Source organism: Ralstonia sp. OTU4908 (assembly GCF_038440115.1).
Lineage (GTDB): Bacteria > Pseudomonadota > Gammaproteobacteria > Burkholderiales > Burkholderiaceae > Ralstonia > Ralstonia pickettii.
Window position 1 is genome coordinate 39,069 of record NZ_JASATD010000017.1, and the last position, 17,583, is coordinate 56,651.

Genomic DNA, 17,583 nt, shown 5'->3' on the forward strand with positions numbered 1-17,583 from the left:
TAAGAACCGGCTGCGCGCTCGCTCGGCAGGTTCTATGATCGCGATATCCACGCAACCGCTTCCTGACGATCATGATCCAGCCCGGTCAACCGCTTCCCGACGCAACGCTCTACGAGTTCTTTGAAGTGGAAAAGGACGGCTGCGCGCTGGGCCCCAACGCTTTCTCCGTCCAGCATCTGGCCGAGGGCAAGACGATCGTCATCTTCGGGCTGCCCGGTGCGTTCACGCCGACCTGCTCCGCGCGGCATGTGCCAGGCTACCTCGCCAACTACGACGCACTGCGCGCCAAGGGTGTCGACGAAATCTGGTGTGTGTCCGTCAACGACGCCTTTGTGATGGGCGCCTGGGCCCGCACGCAGGGCACCGACGACAAGATCCGCATGCTCGGCGACGGCAGCGCAGAGTTCACGAGCAAACTCGGCCTCGACCAGGATCTCTCCAAGCGCGGCATGGGCGTGCGTTCCCAGCGTTATGCGATGGTCGTGAAGGACGGTGTGGTAACAGCGCTACAGGTCGAAGCGCCCGGACAGTTCTCCGTCAGCAGTGCCGAATCGATCCTCGCGGTACTCTGACGCCACGTCGCACACCCCACCAAATGGCGGAGTACTGCCGCCATCCCGCCCTGCTTCAAGGCTGAGGCGACGGTGGCGCCGAACCTGCGTGCCCTAACGTTGAGTCAATTCCGTGCACCCTTAACATCCCGATACAAAAGTCGTTTTGAAGGCAGGGATGTGAAAATGGTATGCTCAAGGTTATCACCTATGCGGACTGCATAGATAAAAACAATCGTGCGACTTTTGTGAGTTGAGGGCGGCCATGTTGAAACAACGCACCATCAAGTCCCTCGTCAAGACCGTCGGCATCGGGCTGCACTCGGGCCGCAAGGTGACGTTGACGTTGCGCCCGGCACCCGCAGGCACCGGCATCGTGTTCACGCGTGTGGACCTCGACCCGGCCGTCGAGATTCCCGCTACCGCAAGCGCCATTGGCGACACGCGCTTGGCGTCCGTGCTGCAAAAGGACGGCGCCCGCGTCTCGACCGTCGAACATTTGATGTCCGCTTGCGCTGGTCTTGGCATCGACAATCTGTATGTCGACGTCGACGCCGAAGAAATCCCCATCATGGACGGCAGCGCGGCCTCGTTCGTGTTTCTGCTGCAATCGGCGGGTATCGAAGAGCAGGGCGCAGCCAAGCGGTTCATTCGCGTGACGAAGCCGGTGGAAATCCGCGAGGGCGACAAGCTTGCTCGCCTGGACCCGTACTTTGGTTTCAAGCTGTCGTTCACGATCGAATTTCGTCATCCCGCTGTCGACAAGACCGGCCAGACGTTCGAGATCGACTTTGCCGATACGAGCTACACGCGCGAAATCGCCCGCGCCCGTACGTTCGGTTTCGCCCACGAAGTCGAGATGCTGCGCGAGGTCGGCCTGGCGCGCGGCGGCAGCCTCGACAACGCCATCGTGCTCGACGAGCACCGCATGCTGAACAACGACGAACTGCGCTACGGCGATGAGTTCGTCCGTCACAAGATCCTCGACGCGATTGGCGACCTGTATGTGGTGGGCCACCCGCTGATCGCTGCATACACCGCGCACAAGTCGGGTCATGGCCTGAACAACGCGCTGCTGCGCGCGCTGCTGGCCGACGAAACGGCTTACGAGATGGTGACGTTCGACAAGGTGGAAGAAGCGCCGCGCGCGTTCCTGCCGCAGTTGCAACCGGCCTTCTCGTGATCGGCTGAGCGGTCGTTCGAATAAAAAAAGCGCCCTGCGGGGCGCTTTTTATTTGGGCTTCGCTGCCGGTGCAACGTGCCGCGCAACCATTTCGGCCAAAGCTTGCCGAAGCGGCGAATCGGGCAGTTCATTGGCCAGGGCCGCCAGGCTGTTGACTCCAACTGCGGTCATCTTGGCGCGTTTAGGCGGCTTTTCGATCTCTTGTGGCCATAAACTGTCATTGCCGCCCTGCGGTTGTACCCGTACACGAATTGCGGTAATCTGCGATCCCCGGCGCTGCAGACGTTCCAGCAAGGTGGGTACCACCTGCCGCACGCGCGCCGCAGCCGCACTATGTGCGGCGAGCAACACCAGAGTCGCTTCGCGGCTGTCGCGCGCATCGTTCTTGATGCCACCGACGGCCACCCCGCCGCCCAGACCGGCTGGCAACAGCGACAACACCTCCGCTTCCAACGACGCCAATTGCCTGGCCGCCTGCATCAGCGGGCCGACCGAACCGGCACCCGAGAGCCAATCCTGAACGGGTTTAGCCACAGGCGTCTTGAGAGCGGGATGAACAAAGATTCGCATGCCGGCATTGTAGGGCGCTTCATCGCGCTTTCGTGCCGGTGGGCAGCTTTTTTTGTCCGGAAAACGAGCGATGCAGATCATCCTGATTCACCCGCGCAAGGCCGGCGCAACGCATCTGTCGAGACGCGGCGTCTTCGTGGCTATCGGCGCGGCACTGCTGGCCGTGGCGGCCCTGTCCGTCGGTGCGACGTGGCTGGCGGCCAAGCAGGGCCTGCTGCCGGGTGCAGCCGCTTCGGAAGTTGCCGGCGCGGACCCGCGTGTCACCCGCGAGAACCTCAACCTGATGGCCGCGCGCATCGGCGAAATGCAGGCGCAAATTGCGCGCCTGGATGCGCTGGGCGCCCGCGTCTCGGGCTTGGCGGGTGTGCCGCCCCGCGAGTTCGATTTCAAATCCCAGCCGAGCCGAGGCGGGCCGGCGGGTGCGTTTTCGCGGCCGATGTCGATGCCGGAAATTCAGTCCGAGCTGAATCGCCTGACGCGCTCTGCCGACCAGCGCACCGATTACCTCAGCGTGCTGGAGAGCACCCTGATGGACCGCCAGATTCACGCGAAAATGATGCCCACCGTGCGCCCGGTGGCGACGGGTTACGATTCCTCGGGGTTTGGCACGCGGATCGATCCCTTCACGGGCCGCCGCACGCAGCATGACGGCGTCGACTTTGTGGGCCCGGTTGGGACGCCCATCGTAGCGGCCGCCGGCGGCGTGGTCGTCGCCAGTGAATTCCACCATGAATACGGCAACATGATCGATATCGATCATGGCAATGGACTGAAGACGCGCTATGCTCACGCGTCCAAGGTTTTCGTGAAGGTCGGCGACATCGTGAAGGCCGGCGAGCGCATCGCCCTGATCGGCCGTACTGGCCGCGCCACAGGCCCGCACCTGCACTTCGAGGTGCACGTCAACGACGTCCCGCAGAATCCGGTGGCCTTCCTGGAGAACGCCGGCCAGCCCAAGATGGCAGCCAACAAGGCGCCGGCGAAGGTCGCAGCGGCCGATATCGGCAAGAGCATGACCGCTGCGGGCCATTGAACCCGCCCGGGTTGCTATCAGGGGCGCCCGTCCCCAATTCAGCGTGAGTGTGTGCCTGCGTGCACGACGTTCCGCGCGGCCCTAAAGTGCGGCGTTCCTGCCACATCCGGCCGGTCTGCTGCCATCAAGCGGGTGTTTTGCACATGCTAAACTCCCGCCTTTGCGCCAACCCTTTCCGGGCCGTTGTGCTGCCTGTGTTTCGCGGTCTTTCCTGACGCGACCTCGGGTGGCTCGCCGGCCCTAGCCATCGATGATCACGGGCCTTCTCAAGAAGATTTTCGGCAGCCGTAATGAACGGCTGATCAAACAGTACCGCCGCAAGGTGGCGCAGATCAATGCGCTCGAGCCCAAGTTCGAAGCGCTCACCGATGCCGAGCTGCAGGCCAAGACCGAAGAATTCCGCCAACGCTTTGCCAAGGGCGAGACGCTCGACGCGCTCCTGCCCGAAGCGTTTGCCGTGTGCCGTGAGGCCAGCAAGCGCGTAATGAAGATGCGGCACTTCGACGTGCAGCTGATCGGTGGCATGGTGCTGCACGACGGCAAGATCGCCGAAATGCGCACGGGTGAAGGCAAGACGCTGACGGCTACGCTTGCTGTGTACCTGAACGCCATCTCTGGCCAGGGCGTGCACGTCGTGACGGTCAACGATTACCTGGCACAGCGCGACGCCGAATGGATGGGCCGCCTGTACAATTGGCTGGGCTTGTCGGTGGGGGTCAACCTGACCACCATGGACCACGACCAGAAGCAGGCCGCCTACGCATCGGACATCACCTACGGCACCAACAACGAGTTCGGCTTCGACTACCTGCGCGACAACATGGTGTACGACGCCGGCCAGCGCGTGCAGCGTCCGCTGAACTACGCGATCGTCGACGAGGTGGACTCCATCCTGATCGATGAAGCGCGTACCCCGCTGATTATCTCCGGCCAGGCGGAAGACCACACCGACCTCTACCGCCGCATGAACAGCATCCCGGCGCAGCTCACGCGCCAGATCGGCGAAGAGAAGTCGGATGGCACGGGCGTCGAGAAGCCGGGCGACTACTATGTCGACGAAAAATCGCACCAGGTCTATCTGACTGAATCCGGTCACGAGAAGGCCGAGCAGATCCTGCTGCAAGCCGGTTTGATCGGCGAGGGCGAATCGCTCTACGCGCCACAGAACATCACGCTGATGCATCACCTGTACGCCGCCCTGCGCGCGCACAGCCTGTTCTTCCGCGATCAGCACTACGTCGTGCAGAACGGTGAGGTGGTGATCGTCGATGAATTCACCGGCCGCCTGATGGCGGGCCGTCGCTGGTCCGACGGTCTGCACCAGGCCGTGGAAGCCAAGGAAGGCGTGCAGATCCAGCAGGAAAACCAGACGCTGGCGACCATCACGTTCCAGAACTACTTCCGCATGTACAACAAGCTGTCGGGCATGACCGGTACGGCGGACACGGAAGCGTATGAATTCCAGGAGATCTACGGCCTGGAAACCGTGGTGATCCCGACGAACCGCACGCCGCAGCGCAAGGACTTGCAGGATCAGATCTACAAGACTTCGAAGGAGCGCTACGACGCCGTCATTCGCGACATTCGCGATTGCTACGAGCGCGGCCAGCCGGTGCTGGTGGGCACGACGTCCATCGAGAACTCCGAACTGCTGTCGAACCTGCTGAACCAAGGGAAGCTGCCGCATCAGGTGCTCAACGCCAAGCAGCACGAGCGCGAAGCCGCGATCATTGCGGAAGCGGGCCGCCCCAAGGCGATTACCATTGCGACGAACATGGCCGGCCGCGGTACCGACATCGTGCTGGGCGGCAACGTGGAGAAGCAAGCGGGCTTCGTGATGGCCGACGCGTCGCTCTCCGACGAAGAAAAGGCCGCGCGCGTGAAGCAGTTGCAGGACGAATGGCAAGCGCTGCACGAGCAGGTGAAGGCGGCGGGCGGTCTGCACATCATCGGCACCGAGCGCCACGAGTCCCGCCGGATCGACAACCAGTTGCGCGGCCGTGCGGGCCGTCAGGGCGACCCGGGTTCGTCGCGCTTCTATCTGTCGCTGGACGATCAACTGCTGCGCATTTTCGCGGGCGATCGCGTGCGTGCGATCATGGATCGCCTGAAGATGCCCGAAGGCGAGCCGATCGAAGCCGGCATCGTCACGCGCTCGATCGAATCGGCGCAGCGCAAGGTCGAAGGCCGCAACTTCGATATCCGCAAGCAGCTGCTGCAATACGACGACGTTTCCAACGACCAGCGCAAGGAACTCTACAAGCTGCGTAACGAGATTCTCGAAGCGCAGGATGTGGGCGATCTCGTCAAGAACCTGCGTGAATCCGTGTTCACCGAGCTGTTCCGCACGTACGTGCCGGCCGAGACCATGGAAGAGCAGTGGGATGTTGCCGGTCTGGAAAAGACGCTGCGTGAAGACTGGGGCGTGGATCAGCCGCTGGTGAAGACGCTGGAAGCCGCCCAGTCGATCGAAGACGAAGACCTGCTCAAGATGGTGCTGGACGCCGCTGAAGCGGTGTACGAAGGCAAGGTGGCGCAGGTTGGCCGTGAGTCCTTCGCCGGCTTCGAGCGTTCGGTGATGCTGCAAAGCCTCGACACGCACTGGCGTGAGCACCTGGCGGCGCTCGACATGCTGCGTCAGGGTATCCACCTGCGCGGCTATGCGCAGAAGGACCCGAAGCAGGAGTACAAGCGCGAGTCGTTCGAACTCTTCGGCCGCCTGCTCGACACCATCCGCAACGAGGTCACGCGTATTGTCTTCACGGTGCGCATCCAGTCGCAGGAAGAGCTGGAGCAAGCCTCCGAACAGATCGAAGAAGATCTCTCCGCGCTGAGCAACGTGCAGTACAAGCACGACGAGTTCAGCGAACTCGCCGAAGTGGCTGCCGGCGATGCCGAGATTCATGGCGCAACGCCGGCCATGGCCGCACCGCGATCGGTGGCATCGGCTGCTGCCGCCGCACTCGCCGGCGAAGTCCCGAAGGTTGGCCGCAACGACCCGTGCCCATGCGGTTCGGGCAAGAAGTACAAGCAGTGCCACGGCAAACTCGCTTGACGCTGCTTCGCTCCGTTTTCTGTTGATTCACGATGCCCGCACTGCGGGCATCCTCATTTGAAAGGTGTGCTCCATGGCTGTGAATCTCGTCGCGCCCGCCGCTGACTCCCTGTTGCCGATCGACGGCGTGGACCTCGGCTGGGCCGAGGCCGGTGTGCGCAAGGCCAATCGCAAGGACGTGCTGCTGGTTCGTATCGCCGAGGGCGCGACGGTGGCCGGTGTGTTCACGCAGAACCGCTTCTGCGCGGCACCTGTGCAGGTGTGCCGCGAGCATCTGGCGAGCGGCAAGGGCGCACGTGCGATCGTCGTGAACACGGGCAATGCGAACGCCGGTACCGGCGCGCCTGGCCTTGCGCATGCGCGCCAGACCTGCGATGCCGTGGCCAAGCTGCTGGGCGTGTCGCCGGAGCAGGTGCTGCCGTTTTCCACGGGCGTGATTCTGGAGCCGCTGCCAGTCGACCGCATCATCGCCGGACTGCCTGCTGCTGAGGCGAACGCCAAGCCGGACAACTGGCTGGCCGCCGCCGAGGCCATCATGACCACCGACACCGTACCCAAGGCAGCGTCGGCCACGTGCACGTTGTCGGGCAAGACCGTGCGCATGTCGGGCATCAGCAAGGGTGCGGGCATGATCCGCCCGAATATGGCGACGATGCTCGGCTTCATCGCCACCGATGCCAATGTGGATGACGCGGTGCTTCAAGGGCTGGTGCGCCACGCCGCCGATCACTCGTTCAACAGCGTGACGGTGGACGGCGATACCTCCACCAACGACTCGTTCGTCGTCATCGCCACGGGCCGGGCGGGGACGCCGCGCATCGATTCCGAATCGCACCCCGACTACGCCGCGCTGCGAGATGCGCTGACGGGCCTTGCACAAGAGTTGGCGCAGAAGATCGTACGCGACGGCGAAGGTGCGACCAAGTTCATGACCATCCAGGTCGAGGGTGGCCGCAACGTCGATGAGTGCCGCCTGATCGCTTACGCGGTTGCCCACTCGCCGCTGGTCAAGACCGCGTTCTACGCTTCGGACCCCAACCTTGGGCGCATCCTGGCTGCTGTAGGCTACGCCGGCGTGACGGACCTCGACGTGAACGGCGTCAACCTGTGGCTCGACGACGTATGGGTCGCGCGTGACGGTGGCCGCAACCCCGAGTACCGCGAAGAAGACGGCCAGCGCGTGATGAAGCAGGCGGAGATCACCGTGCGTATCGCGCTCGGCCGCGGCGACGCCAGCGCCACCGTATGGACGTGCGATTTCTCGCACGACTACGTGTCGATCAACGCGGATTACCGTTCGTAATCCGGAGTCCGCTGCTATGTCGTCCGATCTTTCCGCACGGCTCGACCGCTTTCTCGGGCGGCTTGAGCAATGGCTGCCGCCTGAACTGACCGAAGCTGACTGGAACGAGGCTGTTGCCTTCCGCTGGCACAAGCGCCAGAGCTTGTTCGGCAACATCGGCTATCTCGCGCCGATCCGGCAACTGCCGCCGATCCATCTGAGCGATCTGCACAACATCGAACGGCAGAAAGACGCCATCGTCGCCAACACGCGCCAGTTCGTGCGCAAGTTGCCGGCCAACAACGTACTGCTCACGGGCGCGCGGGGCACTGGCAAGTCATCGCTCATCAAGGCATGCCTGAACGCATTCGTGAAGGAAGGCCTGCGCTTGGTCGAGGTCGACAAGGACGATCTGGCCGACCTGGGCGATATCGTCGAGCAACTCTCGGCGCGCCCCGAGCGCTTCGCGATCTTCTGCGATGACCTTTCGTTCGAAGAGGGCGAGTCGGGCTACAAGGCGCTGAAGTCTGCGCTGGACGGTTCGGTGGCAACGCAGTCAGACAACGTGCTGATCTACGCAACGTCCAACCGGCGCCATCTGCTGCCGGAATACATGAAGGACAACGAGACCTACCAGCACACCTCGGACGGCGAAATCCATCCGGGCGAGGTGGTGGAAGAGAAGATCTCGCTGTCGGAGCGCTTCGGGCTGTGGCTGTCGTTCTACCCGCCCAAGCAGGACGAATACCTGACCATCGTCGGCCACTGGCTCCGGCACTTCGGCTGCAGCGACGAGGACATCGCCGCTGCACGTGGCGACGCGCTGGTTTGGGCGCTGGAACGCGGTTCGCGCTCCGGACGCGTGGCATGGCAGTTCGCCCGCGACTGGGGCGGCAAGCATGGACGGCAGCATGTCGACTGACAATCTGACGCAAATGCCACCGACACACACGCCTGACGGCCGCAAGATCACCGAAGTGGCCGTCGGTGTGCTGGTGCAGCCAGACGGCCAGTTCTTGCTGGCGCAGCGTCCCGAAGGCAAGCCGTACGCGGGCTACTGGGAATTCCCCGGCGGCAAGCTGGAAGCGGGCGAATCGGTTGAAGCCGCGCTCATGCGTGAGCTGAAGGAAGAGCTGGACGTCACGTTGCGCACCTGCGTGCCGTGGCACACCATCGAGCACGACTACCCGCACGCATACGTGCGCCTGCACTTCTGCAAGGTCACGGCCTGGGACGGCACGTTGCGGGCGCTGGAAGGCCAGGATTTCGCCTGGCAGACGCTGCCGATCAGCGTGGATCCGGTGTTGCCGGCAACGTTGCCCGTCTTCGAATGGATGCGCGAGGAAGCGACGGCTAGTTGAGCCTGCCGCTCGTATCGTTGCCCGGTGCGTCGGGCAGGTCGTCTTCTTCGACTACGGGGATGGTGTACTGCTCGGCAGCCCAGGCACCCAGGTCGATCTGCTTGCAGCGCTCAGAGCAGAAGGGGCGATAGCGGCTCTCCGGCACCCAAGGCACGGCCTTGCCGCAGCTGGGGCATTTGACGGTCTTCACATTCATGATGCGGCTCAGAAATTACAGAGCTTCAGCTGGAACGGGATATCCGCATCGACCGGCTTGGGTCGCAGGTCGCCATCCTGCTGGGTAAAACGCACCCAGAGCATGTATTTGTTGGCGCTGATTTCGGGAATGAACCCCAGCGCCGACTCATCCAGGCGCACCTGCATCAGCTGATACACGCGGCCCGACAGCATCTGCTGATAGCTTCCAGCGTTAGCAATCACCTTGCCACTCTGGCCCGATTCGCGCAGCAGGCGCAGCACGATCATCGTGGCGTCGCGCAGCGGCACCAGCGGTTGGGCCCATTTGATGATGTCGGCGCGGCGGCGCTCGGCGGGGTGATGCTGCCATGCAAAATACGCCGGCAGATCGAATTCACATGTACCACCGGGAATGATGGCGCGGCTGCGGATGCTCGTCAGCCACTCGTTGTCGGCAATCAGCTGGCCGGCCTTGCCATGTGTGGCGGTGAGATTGCCCGAGGCGGTTTCCAGTTCGCTGATGACGGCGTCGAGCGCGTCTTGATCGATCTGCGGGTTGGCGCGCAGCGCGGTGAGCGTCTGGCGCTGGCGATCGAGTTCTTTCAGCAGATCGGATTTGAGATCGGCACGCCCGGCCACGTCGACCACTTCGAACAGCGTGGTCAGTGCCACGTGGTGTTGCAGCGGGTGCTCCTGCACGAGAAAGAAATCCAGCCGCTCGAACAGGTCTTCGAGGCGCAGCAGCGTCCGAATGCGTTCGTTGAAGGGATATTCGTACAGGATCAAAACTTGGGTGCCCGGTGTGCTGGCCTGCTGGCATATGCGGCCCCGAAGCCCATTTGGCCTCGATCTGCCCGCATTCTATGCGAGACCCTCGTTCATCACAATGCAAAGGGATGTGACCGCAACTTTCAGTGCGTTTCAGTTCGACCGGTAGGTTGGGTCCAGACGGTCGATCTGCGGCAGGAGGTCGGCCAGCGTGCCGCTGTTGTCGATCACGTCGTCGGCGGCGGCGAGGCGGGCTTCGCGTGAAGCCTGGCGGGCGATGATGGCTTCCACTTGCGCGCGCGGCAGCCCGTTCCTTGCCATCACGCGGGCGATCTGCGTGTCAACGGGGCAGTCGACCACCAGAATGCGGTCGACCAGCGAGCGCCAGCTGTGATGCCCGGCCAAGGATTCCACCAGCAGCGGGACGACGTAGACGAGGTACGGATGCGCGCCCGATGCCTGCGCAGCGGCCCCGCGCGACAGCGCAATCTCGCGGATGAGCGGATGCGTGATCTGCTCCAGTCGCGATTTGGCCGTAGCGTCCGAAAAGGCCAGGGCGCGCATGGCGTCGCGGTCCATGGCACCGTCACTGCGTAAGATGCCGGCGCCGAACGTTTCGACCAGCTTGGGGATGGCGGCGCCGCCCGGTGCGGTGATCTCGTGTGCGATGGCGTCGGTGTCGACAATGGCGGCACCGCGCTCCGCAAGGCGATCCGCCACGTAGCTCTTGCCGCTGCCGATGCCGCCGGTCAGGCCGATCACGCGCATGCTGACGGTGCTCTTATGGCGCTAGCAGCGGACCGAGGCCCGCCATCACCAGCAATTGCGGGCCGGCCAGCAGTGCGATCACGCCCGCCCCGGCAATGAACGGCCCGAACGAGAACGGCGATTCGCTCTTCGCGCCGCGCGCAATGCGTACGAGCCCAAACACCAGACCCACGACCGACGAGAGCAGCACCAGCAACGGCAGCGCCTGCCAGCCGAACCACGCGCCGAGCGCGGCCATCAACTTGAAGTCGCCGTAGCCCATGCCTTCACGGCCGCGCAAGAGCTTGTAGGCCCAATAGATCGACCACAGGAACAGGTAGCCGGCCATCGCGCCGATCACCGCATCGTGCAGGTGCGTGAACATGTCAAACAGGTTCACGCCCAGCCCCAGCCACAGCAGCGGCTGGGTGATCGCGTCGGGCAACAGCTGCGTGTCGGCGTCGATCATCGTGCCGGCGATTAGGAACCACAGCAGCACCGCCGATGCAACCGCTACCCACGTCGGGCCGAAGTGCCAAAGGCAGGCCGCCGTCAGCAGACCGGTGACCAGTTCCACAGCGGGATAGCGCCAAGAGATGGGCGTTTTGCACGCACTGCAACGGCCGCGCAGCGCAAGCCAGCTCAACACGGGGATATTCTCGATCGCCTTGATCTGATGACCGCACGACGGGCACGCCGAGCGCGGCGCGATCAGGTTGTATGCCTCCGGGTGAGGCAGCGGTTCTTCGCGCAACTCGGCAATATAGTTGGCTTCCTCCCGCTCGATCATGCGCGGCAGACGGTGGATCACCACGTTGAGGAAGCTGCCGACCAGCAAGCCGACCAGCCCGCCTGCGGCAACTACAAACCACGCCGGCAGTTGCGCCAACGTGGGGATGACGAACATCTCAGGCATTGCGTCAGACCACCGTACCAAGCTTGAAGATCGGCAGATACATCGCCACCACCATGCCGCCGATTAGCACGCCGAGGAAGACGATGATGATGGGTTCGATCAGAGTCGAGATGTTGGCGACCGCATCGTCCACCTCGCGCTCGTAGAACTCCGCCACCTTCAGCAGCATGTTGTCCAGGGCGCCGGACTCTTCACCGATCTGCGTCATCTGCAGGACCATGTTGTCGAACACGTGTGTCGCTTGCATGGCGTTGGTGAGACTCGTGCCGATACGTACCGCTTGCTGAACCTCGAGGGTCGCATCATGGTAGATCCAGTTGCCTGCGGCCCCGGCGACCGACTCCATCGACTCCACGAGCGGCGTACCGGCTGCGAACATGGTAGCCAGCGTACGCGTCCAGCGAGCAATGGTTGCCTTGCGGATGATGTCGCCAAAGATGGGAATCTTCAGGATGAAGCGATGCGTCGAACGCTGGACGTTTTCAGATCGCTTGAATGCACGCGAAAACAGTGCAATGCCGGCAATGGGCCCTAGCACGATTGGTATCCACCACTTGACGAAGAAATCCGATATCGCAATGACGAACAGCGTCGGGGCTGGCAAATCGGCACCGAAACCGGAGAAAACACCCTTGAACGACGGCACCACAAAGATCATCAGCACCACGGTCACCAGGAAGGCCACCGTCAGCACCGAGATCGGGTAGATCAGGGCCGACTTGATCTGCGCCTTCAGTGCGAGGGACTTTTCCATGTACAGCGAAAGCCGCTCGAGCAGCGCATCCAGAATACCGCCTTGCTCGCCCGCGTCGATCAGGTTGCAGTACAGCGTGTCGAAGTACTTCGGGTGACGTCGGAAGGCTTGCGCCATGCTGCTGCCCGATTCAATATCGACGCGGATTTCCGTGAGCAGCTGCGTGAAGTTCGGGTTGGCGTGGCCCTTTGCGATGATGTCGATCGACTGCAGCAGCGGCACGCCGGCCTTCAGCATGGTCGACAGCTGGCGCGTGAAGTAGGCGATGTCCTTCGGCGTGATCTTCTTGCCGCGGGCCGCGCGGCGGCGCTTGGATTTGGTGATCGACAGGCCTTGCTTGCGCAGGATGGCATTCACCTCGGTGATGCTCTCGGCGCGCATCTCGCCCTTGAAAATCTTGCCTTTCCGATCTTTGCCTTCCCACTCGAAGATGTACTGCGTGGGCGCCTTGGTCTTGGCGGTCTTTCGTGCCGGCGCGGCAGCGCGGTTTGCGGCAGGTGCTCGTGTGGCCATGGTTGGTTCCTACCCCCCGGTATGGGAACGATTGATCGAGAAGGTTATTGGTTCGTTGTGGCCAGCACTTCCTCGAGGGAAGTCAGCCCCTGCTTCACTTTTCGCAAGCCGGATTCGCGCAGCGACAGCACGCCTTCCTTGCGCGCTTGCTCGGCGATCTGCAGCGCCGTGCCGTGTGTGAGAATGATTTCCTGGATCGCTTCGGTAATCGGCATGACCTGGTAGATGCCGACCCGTCCCTTGTAGCCGCTGCCGTTGCAGATCTCGCAGCCGACCGGGTGATACGGCTGCCATGAGCCGTCTAGGTCGGCCTCGGTAAAGCCTGCATCGAGCAGCGTTTCCTTGGGCAGCGGACCGGGCTTCTTGCATTCCTTGCACAGCCGTCGCGCCAACCGCTGTGCCGTGATCAAGAGCACCGACGACGCGATGTTGAATGGCGCAACCCCCATGTTCATCAAGCGGGTCAGCGTGGTCGGCGCGTCGTTGGTGTGCAGCGTGGAAAACACCAGGTGACCGGTCTGCGCAGCCTTGATCGAGATGTCGGCCGTCTCCAGATCTCGGATTTCGCCCACCATGATGATGTCCGGATCCTGCCGCAGGAACGACTTCAGCGCCGCCGCAAAGGTCAGCCCAGCCTTGTCGTTCACGTTGACCTGGTTGATGCCGGGCAACTGGATTTCCGCTGGGTCTTCGGCGGTGGAGATATTGATGTCGCCCTGGTTCAGCCTGTTCAGGAACGTGTACAGCGACACGGTTTTGCCCGATCCGGTTGGCCCCGTCACGAGCACCATGCCGTACGGCCGCTTGATGACGTCGAGCAGCAACTGCTTTTGCTCCGGCTCATAGCCAAGCTGGTCGATATCGAGCCGCTCGGTGGACGACTCCAGAATCCGGATCACGATCTTTTCGCCGAACAGCGTCGGCAGCGTCGACACCCGGAAGTCGATGGCGCGCTCGATCGTCTCTTTGTTGTCCTTGTCCTTGCGGTCTTTCGGGACAGTGATCAGCAGCTTCATGCGGCCGTCTTGCGGCACACGCTTTTCCGAGATGTCGAGGCGCGACAGCACCTTGATGCGCGTCGCGATCTTGTCGCGGATATCGAGCGGCGGCTGCGCGACCTGCGCGAGGATGCCGTCGATGCGGAAACGCACGCGGTAAAACGTTTCAAAGGGCTCGAAATGCAAATCCGATGCGCCGCGCAGCAAGGCTTCGGTAAAGAGCTTCTGCAGGAAGCGCACCACAGGGGCATCGTCGATGCCGTCGGGGGTGGTGCGACGCGTGGCGGCGGCAGCGCCCGCATCGTATTCGATCTGCGTGGCTTCCTGCTTGGGGAAGAGCGACTTGATCTCGGCCGGCGCCTCATTGGCGAGGCTGAGTTGGCGAACCAGCTTGTCGTGTTCGACGATGACCGTTTCGATGGCCACGTTCATCTTCTGACGCAGCTCTTCGATCGGCTTCGGATCGCTCGGGTCGGACGTGGCGAGGATGAGGCGGTTCTCGCGACGGCCCAGCGGCAACAGGCGCAACTGGGCAAAGTGCTTGTTGGCCGACAGCACGGCCGGCACGGTGTCGAGCTTGTACTGTGCCAGGTCCAGCAGCGGCATCTGGTACTTGCCGGCCACGAACACAGCGAGGTCGTGCGCACTCATGATCCCGCTGCCCACCAGTTCGTCGATCAGTTGGGTGCGTTTCTCACGCGCGCTCTGTTCAAGCTGGGTAAGTAGCGTCGGCGCGATCCGCCGGCTCTGCGCTAGAGCGAGTCCGAGTGTCATGAGTCCAGTCCGTCAGGCTGAAGCTGACCATTTCAGCGCGCGCCGGGCCCCACCGCCTCCTGCGCGCGCTCGCCCCCCAAGGCGATTGTTCTATGTTCTGCAGCCGGTACCCCACCCATTCGTGGGGGGTGGTGCCCGGAACCGGGGCAGTTTGCCGACCGCCCCTGCATTTGTAAAGCGCACATCAAAGCGCAACTTGCATTTGTGCCACATCGGCAGAAAACCGCTCCAACTGAAGCGTTCGGCCTCAGGTGTGGCGTCAACTACGCTTTGGCTGCGGCGGCTGATGCAGTCGCACCGTGCGGATCGACTGACTGTCCATCTGGACGATGTCCATCACGCAGCCCGCGATCTTCACGCTGACCGTCGCCTCGGGAATCTCTTCCAGCTCTTCCAGTAGCAGCCCGTTGAGCGTTTTCGGGCCGTCGGTCGGCAGACTCAGGCCCAGGCGCCGGTTCAGATCGCGCAACGACATTCCCGCATCCGCCAGATAAGTGCCTTCCTTGTCCCAGGCCAGCTTGCCGGCGTTGGGCAGCGTGGTGGTGAACTCGCCGATCATCTCTTCGATGATGTCTTCGAGCGTCACCAGCCCCAGCATGTCGCCGTATTCATTGACGATCAGGCCGAGGCGGCGGCGGTTCTCCTGAAAGTACTGTAGTTGGCGGAAAACGGGCGTGCCGCTCGGTACGAAATAGGGCTCGGCCAGCAAGCTGCGGAAATCGTCGTGCGTGAGGTCGGTGTGTCCGAGCAGCGACAGCGCCTTGCGCACGTGCAGGATGCCGATCACCTGATCGCTGTCCTGCTCGAACACCGGCAACTTGTTGTGATAGCAGGTCTCGAGCTGCTGGATGACCTCTTCGATCGGGCGCGACAGATCGAGCGATTCCACCCGCGCGCGCGGCGTCATCACGTCGTCCACGGTGATGGCGTCCAGGTCGAACAGGTTGAGCAGGATGCTGCGGTGCTTGTGCGGGATGAAGTTGCCCGATTCCAGCACCAGCGTGCGCAGTTCCTCGGTCGACATGCGCTGTTCCGGCGCCTTGCGCGTATTGATGCGCACCAGCCGCAGCACCCCCATGGCAAACGCGTTGACCACCGCGACCAGCGGCGTCGAAACCTGCATCAGGGGCTTGATGATGAAGCTGGCGGGAAACGCAACGCGTTCGGGATAGGTCGCGCCCACGATCTTCGGGGCGATCTCGGCGAACACGATGATGAGAAACGCCACGATGGCCGTGGCGATCGACAGCGTCGTTCCGTTGTTGCCGAAGTAGTGGATCGCCAAGGTGGTGATCAGCACCGGCACGGCGGTATTGATCAGGTTGTTGCCGATCAGGATGAGCGAGAGCAGCTTGTCGGTCTGACCAAGCAATTGCAGCGTATTGCGCGCGCCGGATACGTTGGACTTTGCAAGATGGCGCAGGCGATGGCGATTGAGCGCCATCATCGCGGTTTCGGAAATCGAGAAGAAGGCGGAGCAACACAACAGCAGCACGACGGCGCCGATTTGTGCCCAGAGCGGCCAAGAGTCCAAAGCGGGAGAGGGAGAACGGCGAAGCGCCCACTATAACAGAGGGGTTTGGCGCTTCTGCGCACGCGGCCGTTGGTTGCGCGGACAGCGCAACACCCCGCTGAACTGAGCGGACGATGCCGAAAGAAGCTTGGAATTGCTGTGCGGCGATGCTGAAAACTGTGCCGCAGAAATGATTGAAATACAAGAAACTGGTCGGGGTGAGAGGATTCGAACCTCCGGCCTCTACGTCCCGAACGCGAATTTCAAGCCCTGGAACAGGTTTTGCAATAGTGTAGCACGTCTAGCAAAATCAACAAGTTACGTGGGTTTTCGCACCCCTGCGCGTAGCTGCGCGCACCCCATATTTCACATGGAAAAATGCGCCGTTGGCACAGATTTGGCACAGATAATTTTTTAGTGGGTGCGACAGGCTGGTCGTGAGTTGGCGTGCCGGCCCGGGGAACCCCGTGCGGAGGCGGCGGCGTCGGGGAGCAGGGGCGCTGGCGGGGACAAGGGGCTTCGACTCGTCCACGGCGTCGACCGTGTGTCTCCCATGGCGCCCCCGGAGGAATGGCTCGCAAGGACGCCGTCGTTGTCGGGTTCCGGCAGCCGGGCTGGTTGCGGGGCGGCCGGCTCCACCTTCACTTGAGGGTTGTCGGCGCCCGTCCACGGCCCTTGATGCCGAGTTTCGGCACGAGACTGGACACCGTGGCCGGGATAGGCGCCCCTTGGTCGGAGCGACGGCCGGAAGAAGGCTAAAACCCATTCGCTGCACTGAGAGTTGCCCCTTGGAACCGCTCTCATGTCCATCACTCCATTTACCCCGATGACCAAGCAACACGTTGCTGAGGTCCTCGGTGTGTCTATCCGCACCATCGAAAATCTCGTCAAAGCGGGCCGGATGCCTGCTCCCGGCCATATCGGCGGCCGCGTGCTCTGGCACCCGGATACCTTTTATGCCTGGCTCGACCAGGCGCTGCGGGCCTCCTGTTCCATCACCGAGGGGCCCGATGTTTCGGAGCCTTCCCAGGAGGAGCCCGAGATGGGGCGAGCCAGCGAGGCGGTGGAGCCAATCGGTGCGCCTGCGCTGGCCATGTCGCAAATCGCGCAGCAGTGTGCCAACCCGGGGCGCCCATCCGGCGCGACCGCGCACGCACGCACGCGTCGGGCTCCCAAGTTGAGCGCGGGGGAGCGCATGCAAGCGCGGCAGGCTCGCAAACTCCAATGGGATGACGCTGACGGGGTGCGTTAATGCGTATGGGCGTGTCGTGGTCGGGGTGGAAAATGGTTATGACACCCGCGCCACCGGCGCTACCGCTCCTGTGCAATGCGTCTGATGCGATACGGCGCCAGTCTGTCGGGTCAGGTGCCTTGCGCCTGTGACCGGA

General features: G+C 62.9%; 16 protein-coding genes. 8 read left to right on the top strand and 8 right to left on the bottom strand.

Going from position 1 to position 17,583, the window contains the following annotated elements:
- Positions 1-71 precede the first annotated feature (71 nt).
- Together AAHM38_RS15755 and lpxC are read left to right on the top strand one after the other, a co-directional pair.
- Positions 72-572 carry a peroxiredoxin gene (locus AAHM38_RS15755; RefSeq protein WP_012763008.1) on the top strand — a complete coding sequence of 167 codons (501 nt, stop codon included), beginning with the start codon at positions 72-74 and terminating at the stop codon, positions 570-572.
- Between the two features lie 244 nt (positions 573-816).
- On the top strand, positions 817-1,734 hold the full coding sequence (gene lpxC / locus AAHM38_RS15760; RefSeq protein WP_012763007.1) for a UDP-3-O-acyl-N-acetylglucosamine deacetylase: 918 nt from the start codon (positions 817-819) through the stop codon (positions 1,732-1,734).
- A 48-nt stretch (positions 1,735-1,782) separates the two neighbouring features.
- Here lpxC and AAHM38_RS15765 read toward each other — a convergent pair whose 3' ends face one another.
- Positions 1,783-2,304, bottom strand: a complete 522-nt coding sequence (locus AAHM38_RS15765; protein WP_012763006.1) for a DciA family protein — start codon at positions 2,302-2,304, stop codon at positions 1,783-1,785.
- 70 nt (positions 2,305-2,374) lie between these two features.
- Between AAHM38_RS15765 and AAHM38_RS15770 the strand changes: the two genes are divergently transcribed.
- The 5 genes from AAHM38_RS15770 to AAHM38_RS15790 all read left to right on the top strand — a co-directional run bounded on the left by AAHM38_RS15770 (position 2,375) and on the right by AAHM38_RS15790 (position 9,035).
- Complete coding sequence (locus AAHM38_RS15770) at positions 2,375-3,337, top strand: M23 family metallopeptidase (RefSeq protein WP_009241599.1); 963 nt, start codon at positions 2,375-2,377, stop codon at positions 3,335-3,337.
- 250 nt (positions 3,338-3,587) lie between these two features.
- Positions 3,588-6,392, top strand: coding sequence for a preprotein translocase subunit SecA (gene secA / locus AAHM38_RS15775; RefSeq protein WP_012763005.1), 2,805 nt, complete (start codon positions 3,588-3,590; stop codon positions 6,390-6,392).
- Between the two features lie 73 nt (positions 6,393-6,465).
- Positions 6,466-7,695 carry a bifunctional glutamate N-acetyltransferase/amino-acid acetyltransferase ArgJ gene (gene argJ, locus AAHM38_RS15780; protein WP_012763004.1) on the top strand — a complete coding sequence of 410 codons (1,230 nt, stop codon included), beginning with the start codon at positions 6,466-6,468 and terminating at the stop codon, positions 7,693-7,695.
- A 16-nt stretch (positions 7,696-7,711) separates the two neighbouring features.
- Positions 7,712-8,596 (top strand): ATP-binding protein, encoded by an 885-nt coding sequence (locus AAHM38_RS15785; protein ID WP_012763003.1) that lies wholly within the window; start codon positions 7,712-7,714, stop codon positions 8,594-8,596.
- The gene (locus AAHM38_RS15790; protein WP_012763002.1) at positions 8,586-9,035 is read left to right on the top strand and encodes an NUDIX domain-containing protein; all 450 of its coding nucleotides are present in this window, start codon (positions 8,586-8,588) and stop codon (positions 9,033-9,035) included. The genes AAHM38_RS15785 and AAHM38_RS15790 overlap by 11 nt, the downstream gene beginning before the upstream one ends.
- Here AAHM38_RS15790 and AAHM38_RS15795 read toward each other — a convergent pair.
- The 7 genes from AAHM38_RS15795 to AAHM38_RS15825 all read right to left on the bottom strand — a co-directional run bounded on the left by AAHM38_RS15795 (position 9,028) and on the right by AAHM38_RS15825 (position 16,216).
- Entirely contained in the window at positions 9,028-9,231 is a 204-nt protein-coding gene (locus AAHM38_RS15795; RefSeq protein WP_012763001.1) for a DNA gyrase inhibitor YacG, read from the bottom strand. The two genes, AAHM38_RS15790 and AAHM38_RS15795, sit on opposite strands and share 8 nt — an antisense overlap.
- Positions 9,232-9,239: 8 nt before the next feature.
- On the bottom strand, positions 9,240-9,998 hold the full coding sequence (gene zapD, locus AAHM38_RS15800) for a cell division protein ZapD (RefSeq protein WP_004633038.1): 759 nt from the start codon (positions 9,996-9,998) through the stop codon (positions 9,240-9,242).
- A gap of 135 nt (positions 9,999-10,133) precedes the next feature.
- Positions 10,134-10,748, bottom strand: a complete 615-nt coding sequence (gene coaE, locus AAHM38_RS15805) for a dephospho-CoA kinase (RefSeq protein ID WP_009241592.1) — start codon at positions 10,746-10,748, stop codon at positions 10,134-10,136.
- Between the two features lie 13 nt (positions 10,749-10,761).
- Positions 10,762-11,643 (bottom strand): prepilin peptidase, encoded by an 882-nt coding sequence (locus AAHM38_RS15810; RefSeq protein WP_012763000.1) that lies wholly within the window; start codon positions 11,641-11,643, stop codon positions 10,762-10,764.
- A gap of 4 nt (positions 11,644-11,647) precedes the next feature.
- Positions 11,648-12,910 (bottom strand): type II secretion system F family protein, encoded by a 1,263-nt coding sequence (locus AAHM38_RS15815; RefSeq protein WP_012762999.1) that lies wholly within the window; start codon positions 12,908-12,910, stop codon positions 11,648-11,650.
- Between the two features lie 44 nt (positions 12,911-12,954).
- Positions 12,955-14,682, bottom strand: coding sequence for a type IV-A pilus assembly ATPase PilB (pilB, locus tag AAHM38_RS15820; RefSeq protein ID WP_012762998.1), 1,728 nt, complete (start codon positions 14,680-14,682; stop codon positions 12,955-12,957).
- A 259-nt stretch (positions 14,683-14,941) separates the two neighbouring features.
- On the bottom strand, positions 14,942-16,216 hold the full coding sequence (locus AAHM38_RS15825) for an HlyC/CorC family transporter (RefSeq protein ID WP_012762997.1): 1,275 nt from the start codon (positions 16,214-16,216) through the stop codon (positions 14,942-14,944).
- A 781-nt stretch (positions 16,217-16,997) separates the two neighbouring features.
- Here AAHM38_RS15825 and AAHM38_RS15830 point away from each other — a divergent pair.
- Positions 16,998-17,447: a helix-turn-helix transcriptional regulator gene (locus AAHM38_RS15830; RefSeq protein WP_012762996.1), complete on the top strand. Its 450-nt coding sequence runs from the start codon at positions 16,998-17,000 to the stop codon at positions 17,445-17,447.
- The last annotated feature ends 136 nt before the right edge of the window (positions 17,448-17,583 follow it).

Bases quoted from the DNA above. Each gene is read 5' to 3' on its own strand.
- AAHM38_RS15755 (WP_012763008.1), top strand. From the start codon at position 72: ATGATCCAGCCCGGTCAACCGCTTCCCGACGCAACGCTCTACGAGTTC.
- lpxC (WP_012763007.1), top strand. From the start codon at position 817: ATGTTGAAACAACGCACCATCAAGTCCCTCGTCAAGACCGTCGGCATC.
- AAHM38_RS15765 (WP_012763006.1), bottom strand. From the start codon at position 2,304: ATGCGAATCTTTGTTCATCCCGCTCTCAAGACGCCTGTGGCTAAACCC.
- AAHM38_RS15770 (WP_009241599.1), top strand. From the start codon at position 2,375: ATGCAGATCATCCTGATTCACCCGCGCAAGGCCGGCGCAACGCATCTG.
- secA (WP_012763005.1), top strand. From the start codon at position 3,588: ATGATCACGGGCCTTCTCAAGAAGATTTTCGGCAGCCGTAATGAACGG.
- argJ (WP_012763004.1), top strand. From the start codon at position 6,466: ATGGCTGTGAATCTCGTCGCGCCCGCCGCTGACTCCCTGTTGCCGATC.
- AAHM38_RS15785 (WP_012763003.1), top strand. From the start codon at position 7,712: ATGTCGTCCGATCTTTCCGCACGGCTCGACCGCTTTCTCGGGCGGCTT.
- AAHM38_RS15790 (WP_012763002.1), top strand. From the start codon at position 8,586: ATGTCGACTGACAATCTGACGCAAATGCCACCGACACACACGCCTGAC.
- AAHM38_RS15795 (WP_012763001.1), bottom strand. From the start codon at position 9,231: ATGAATGTGAAGACCGTCAAATGCCCCAGCTGCGGCAAGGCCGTGCCT.
- coaE (WP_009241592.1), bottom strand. From the start codon at position 10,748: ATGCGCGTGATCGGCCTGACCGGCGGCATCGGCAGCGGCAAGAGCTAC.
- AAHM38_RS15810 (WP_012763000.1), bottom strand. From the start codon at position 11,643: ATGCCTGAGATGTTCGTCATCCCCACGTTGGCGCAACTGCCGGCGTGG.
- AAHM38_RS15815 (WP_012762999.1), bottom strand. From the start codon at position 12,910: ATGGCCACACGAGCACCTGCCGCAAACCGCGCTGCCGCGCCGGCACGA.
- pilB (WP_012762998.1), bottom strand. From the start codon at position 14,682: ATGACACTCGGACTCGCTCTAGCGCAGAGCCGGCGGATCGCGCCGACG.
- AAHM38_RS15830 (WP_012762996.1), top strand. From the start codon at position 16,998: ATGTCCATCACTCCATTTACCCCGATGACCAAGCAACACGTTGCTGAG.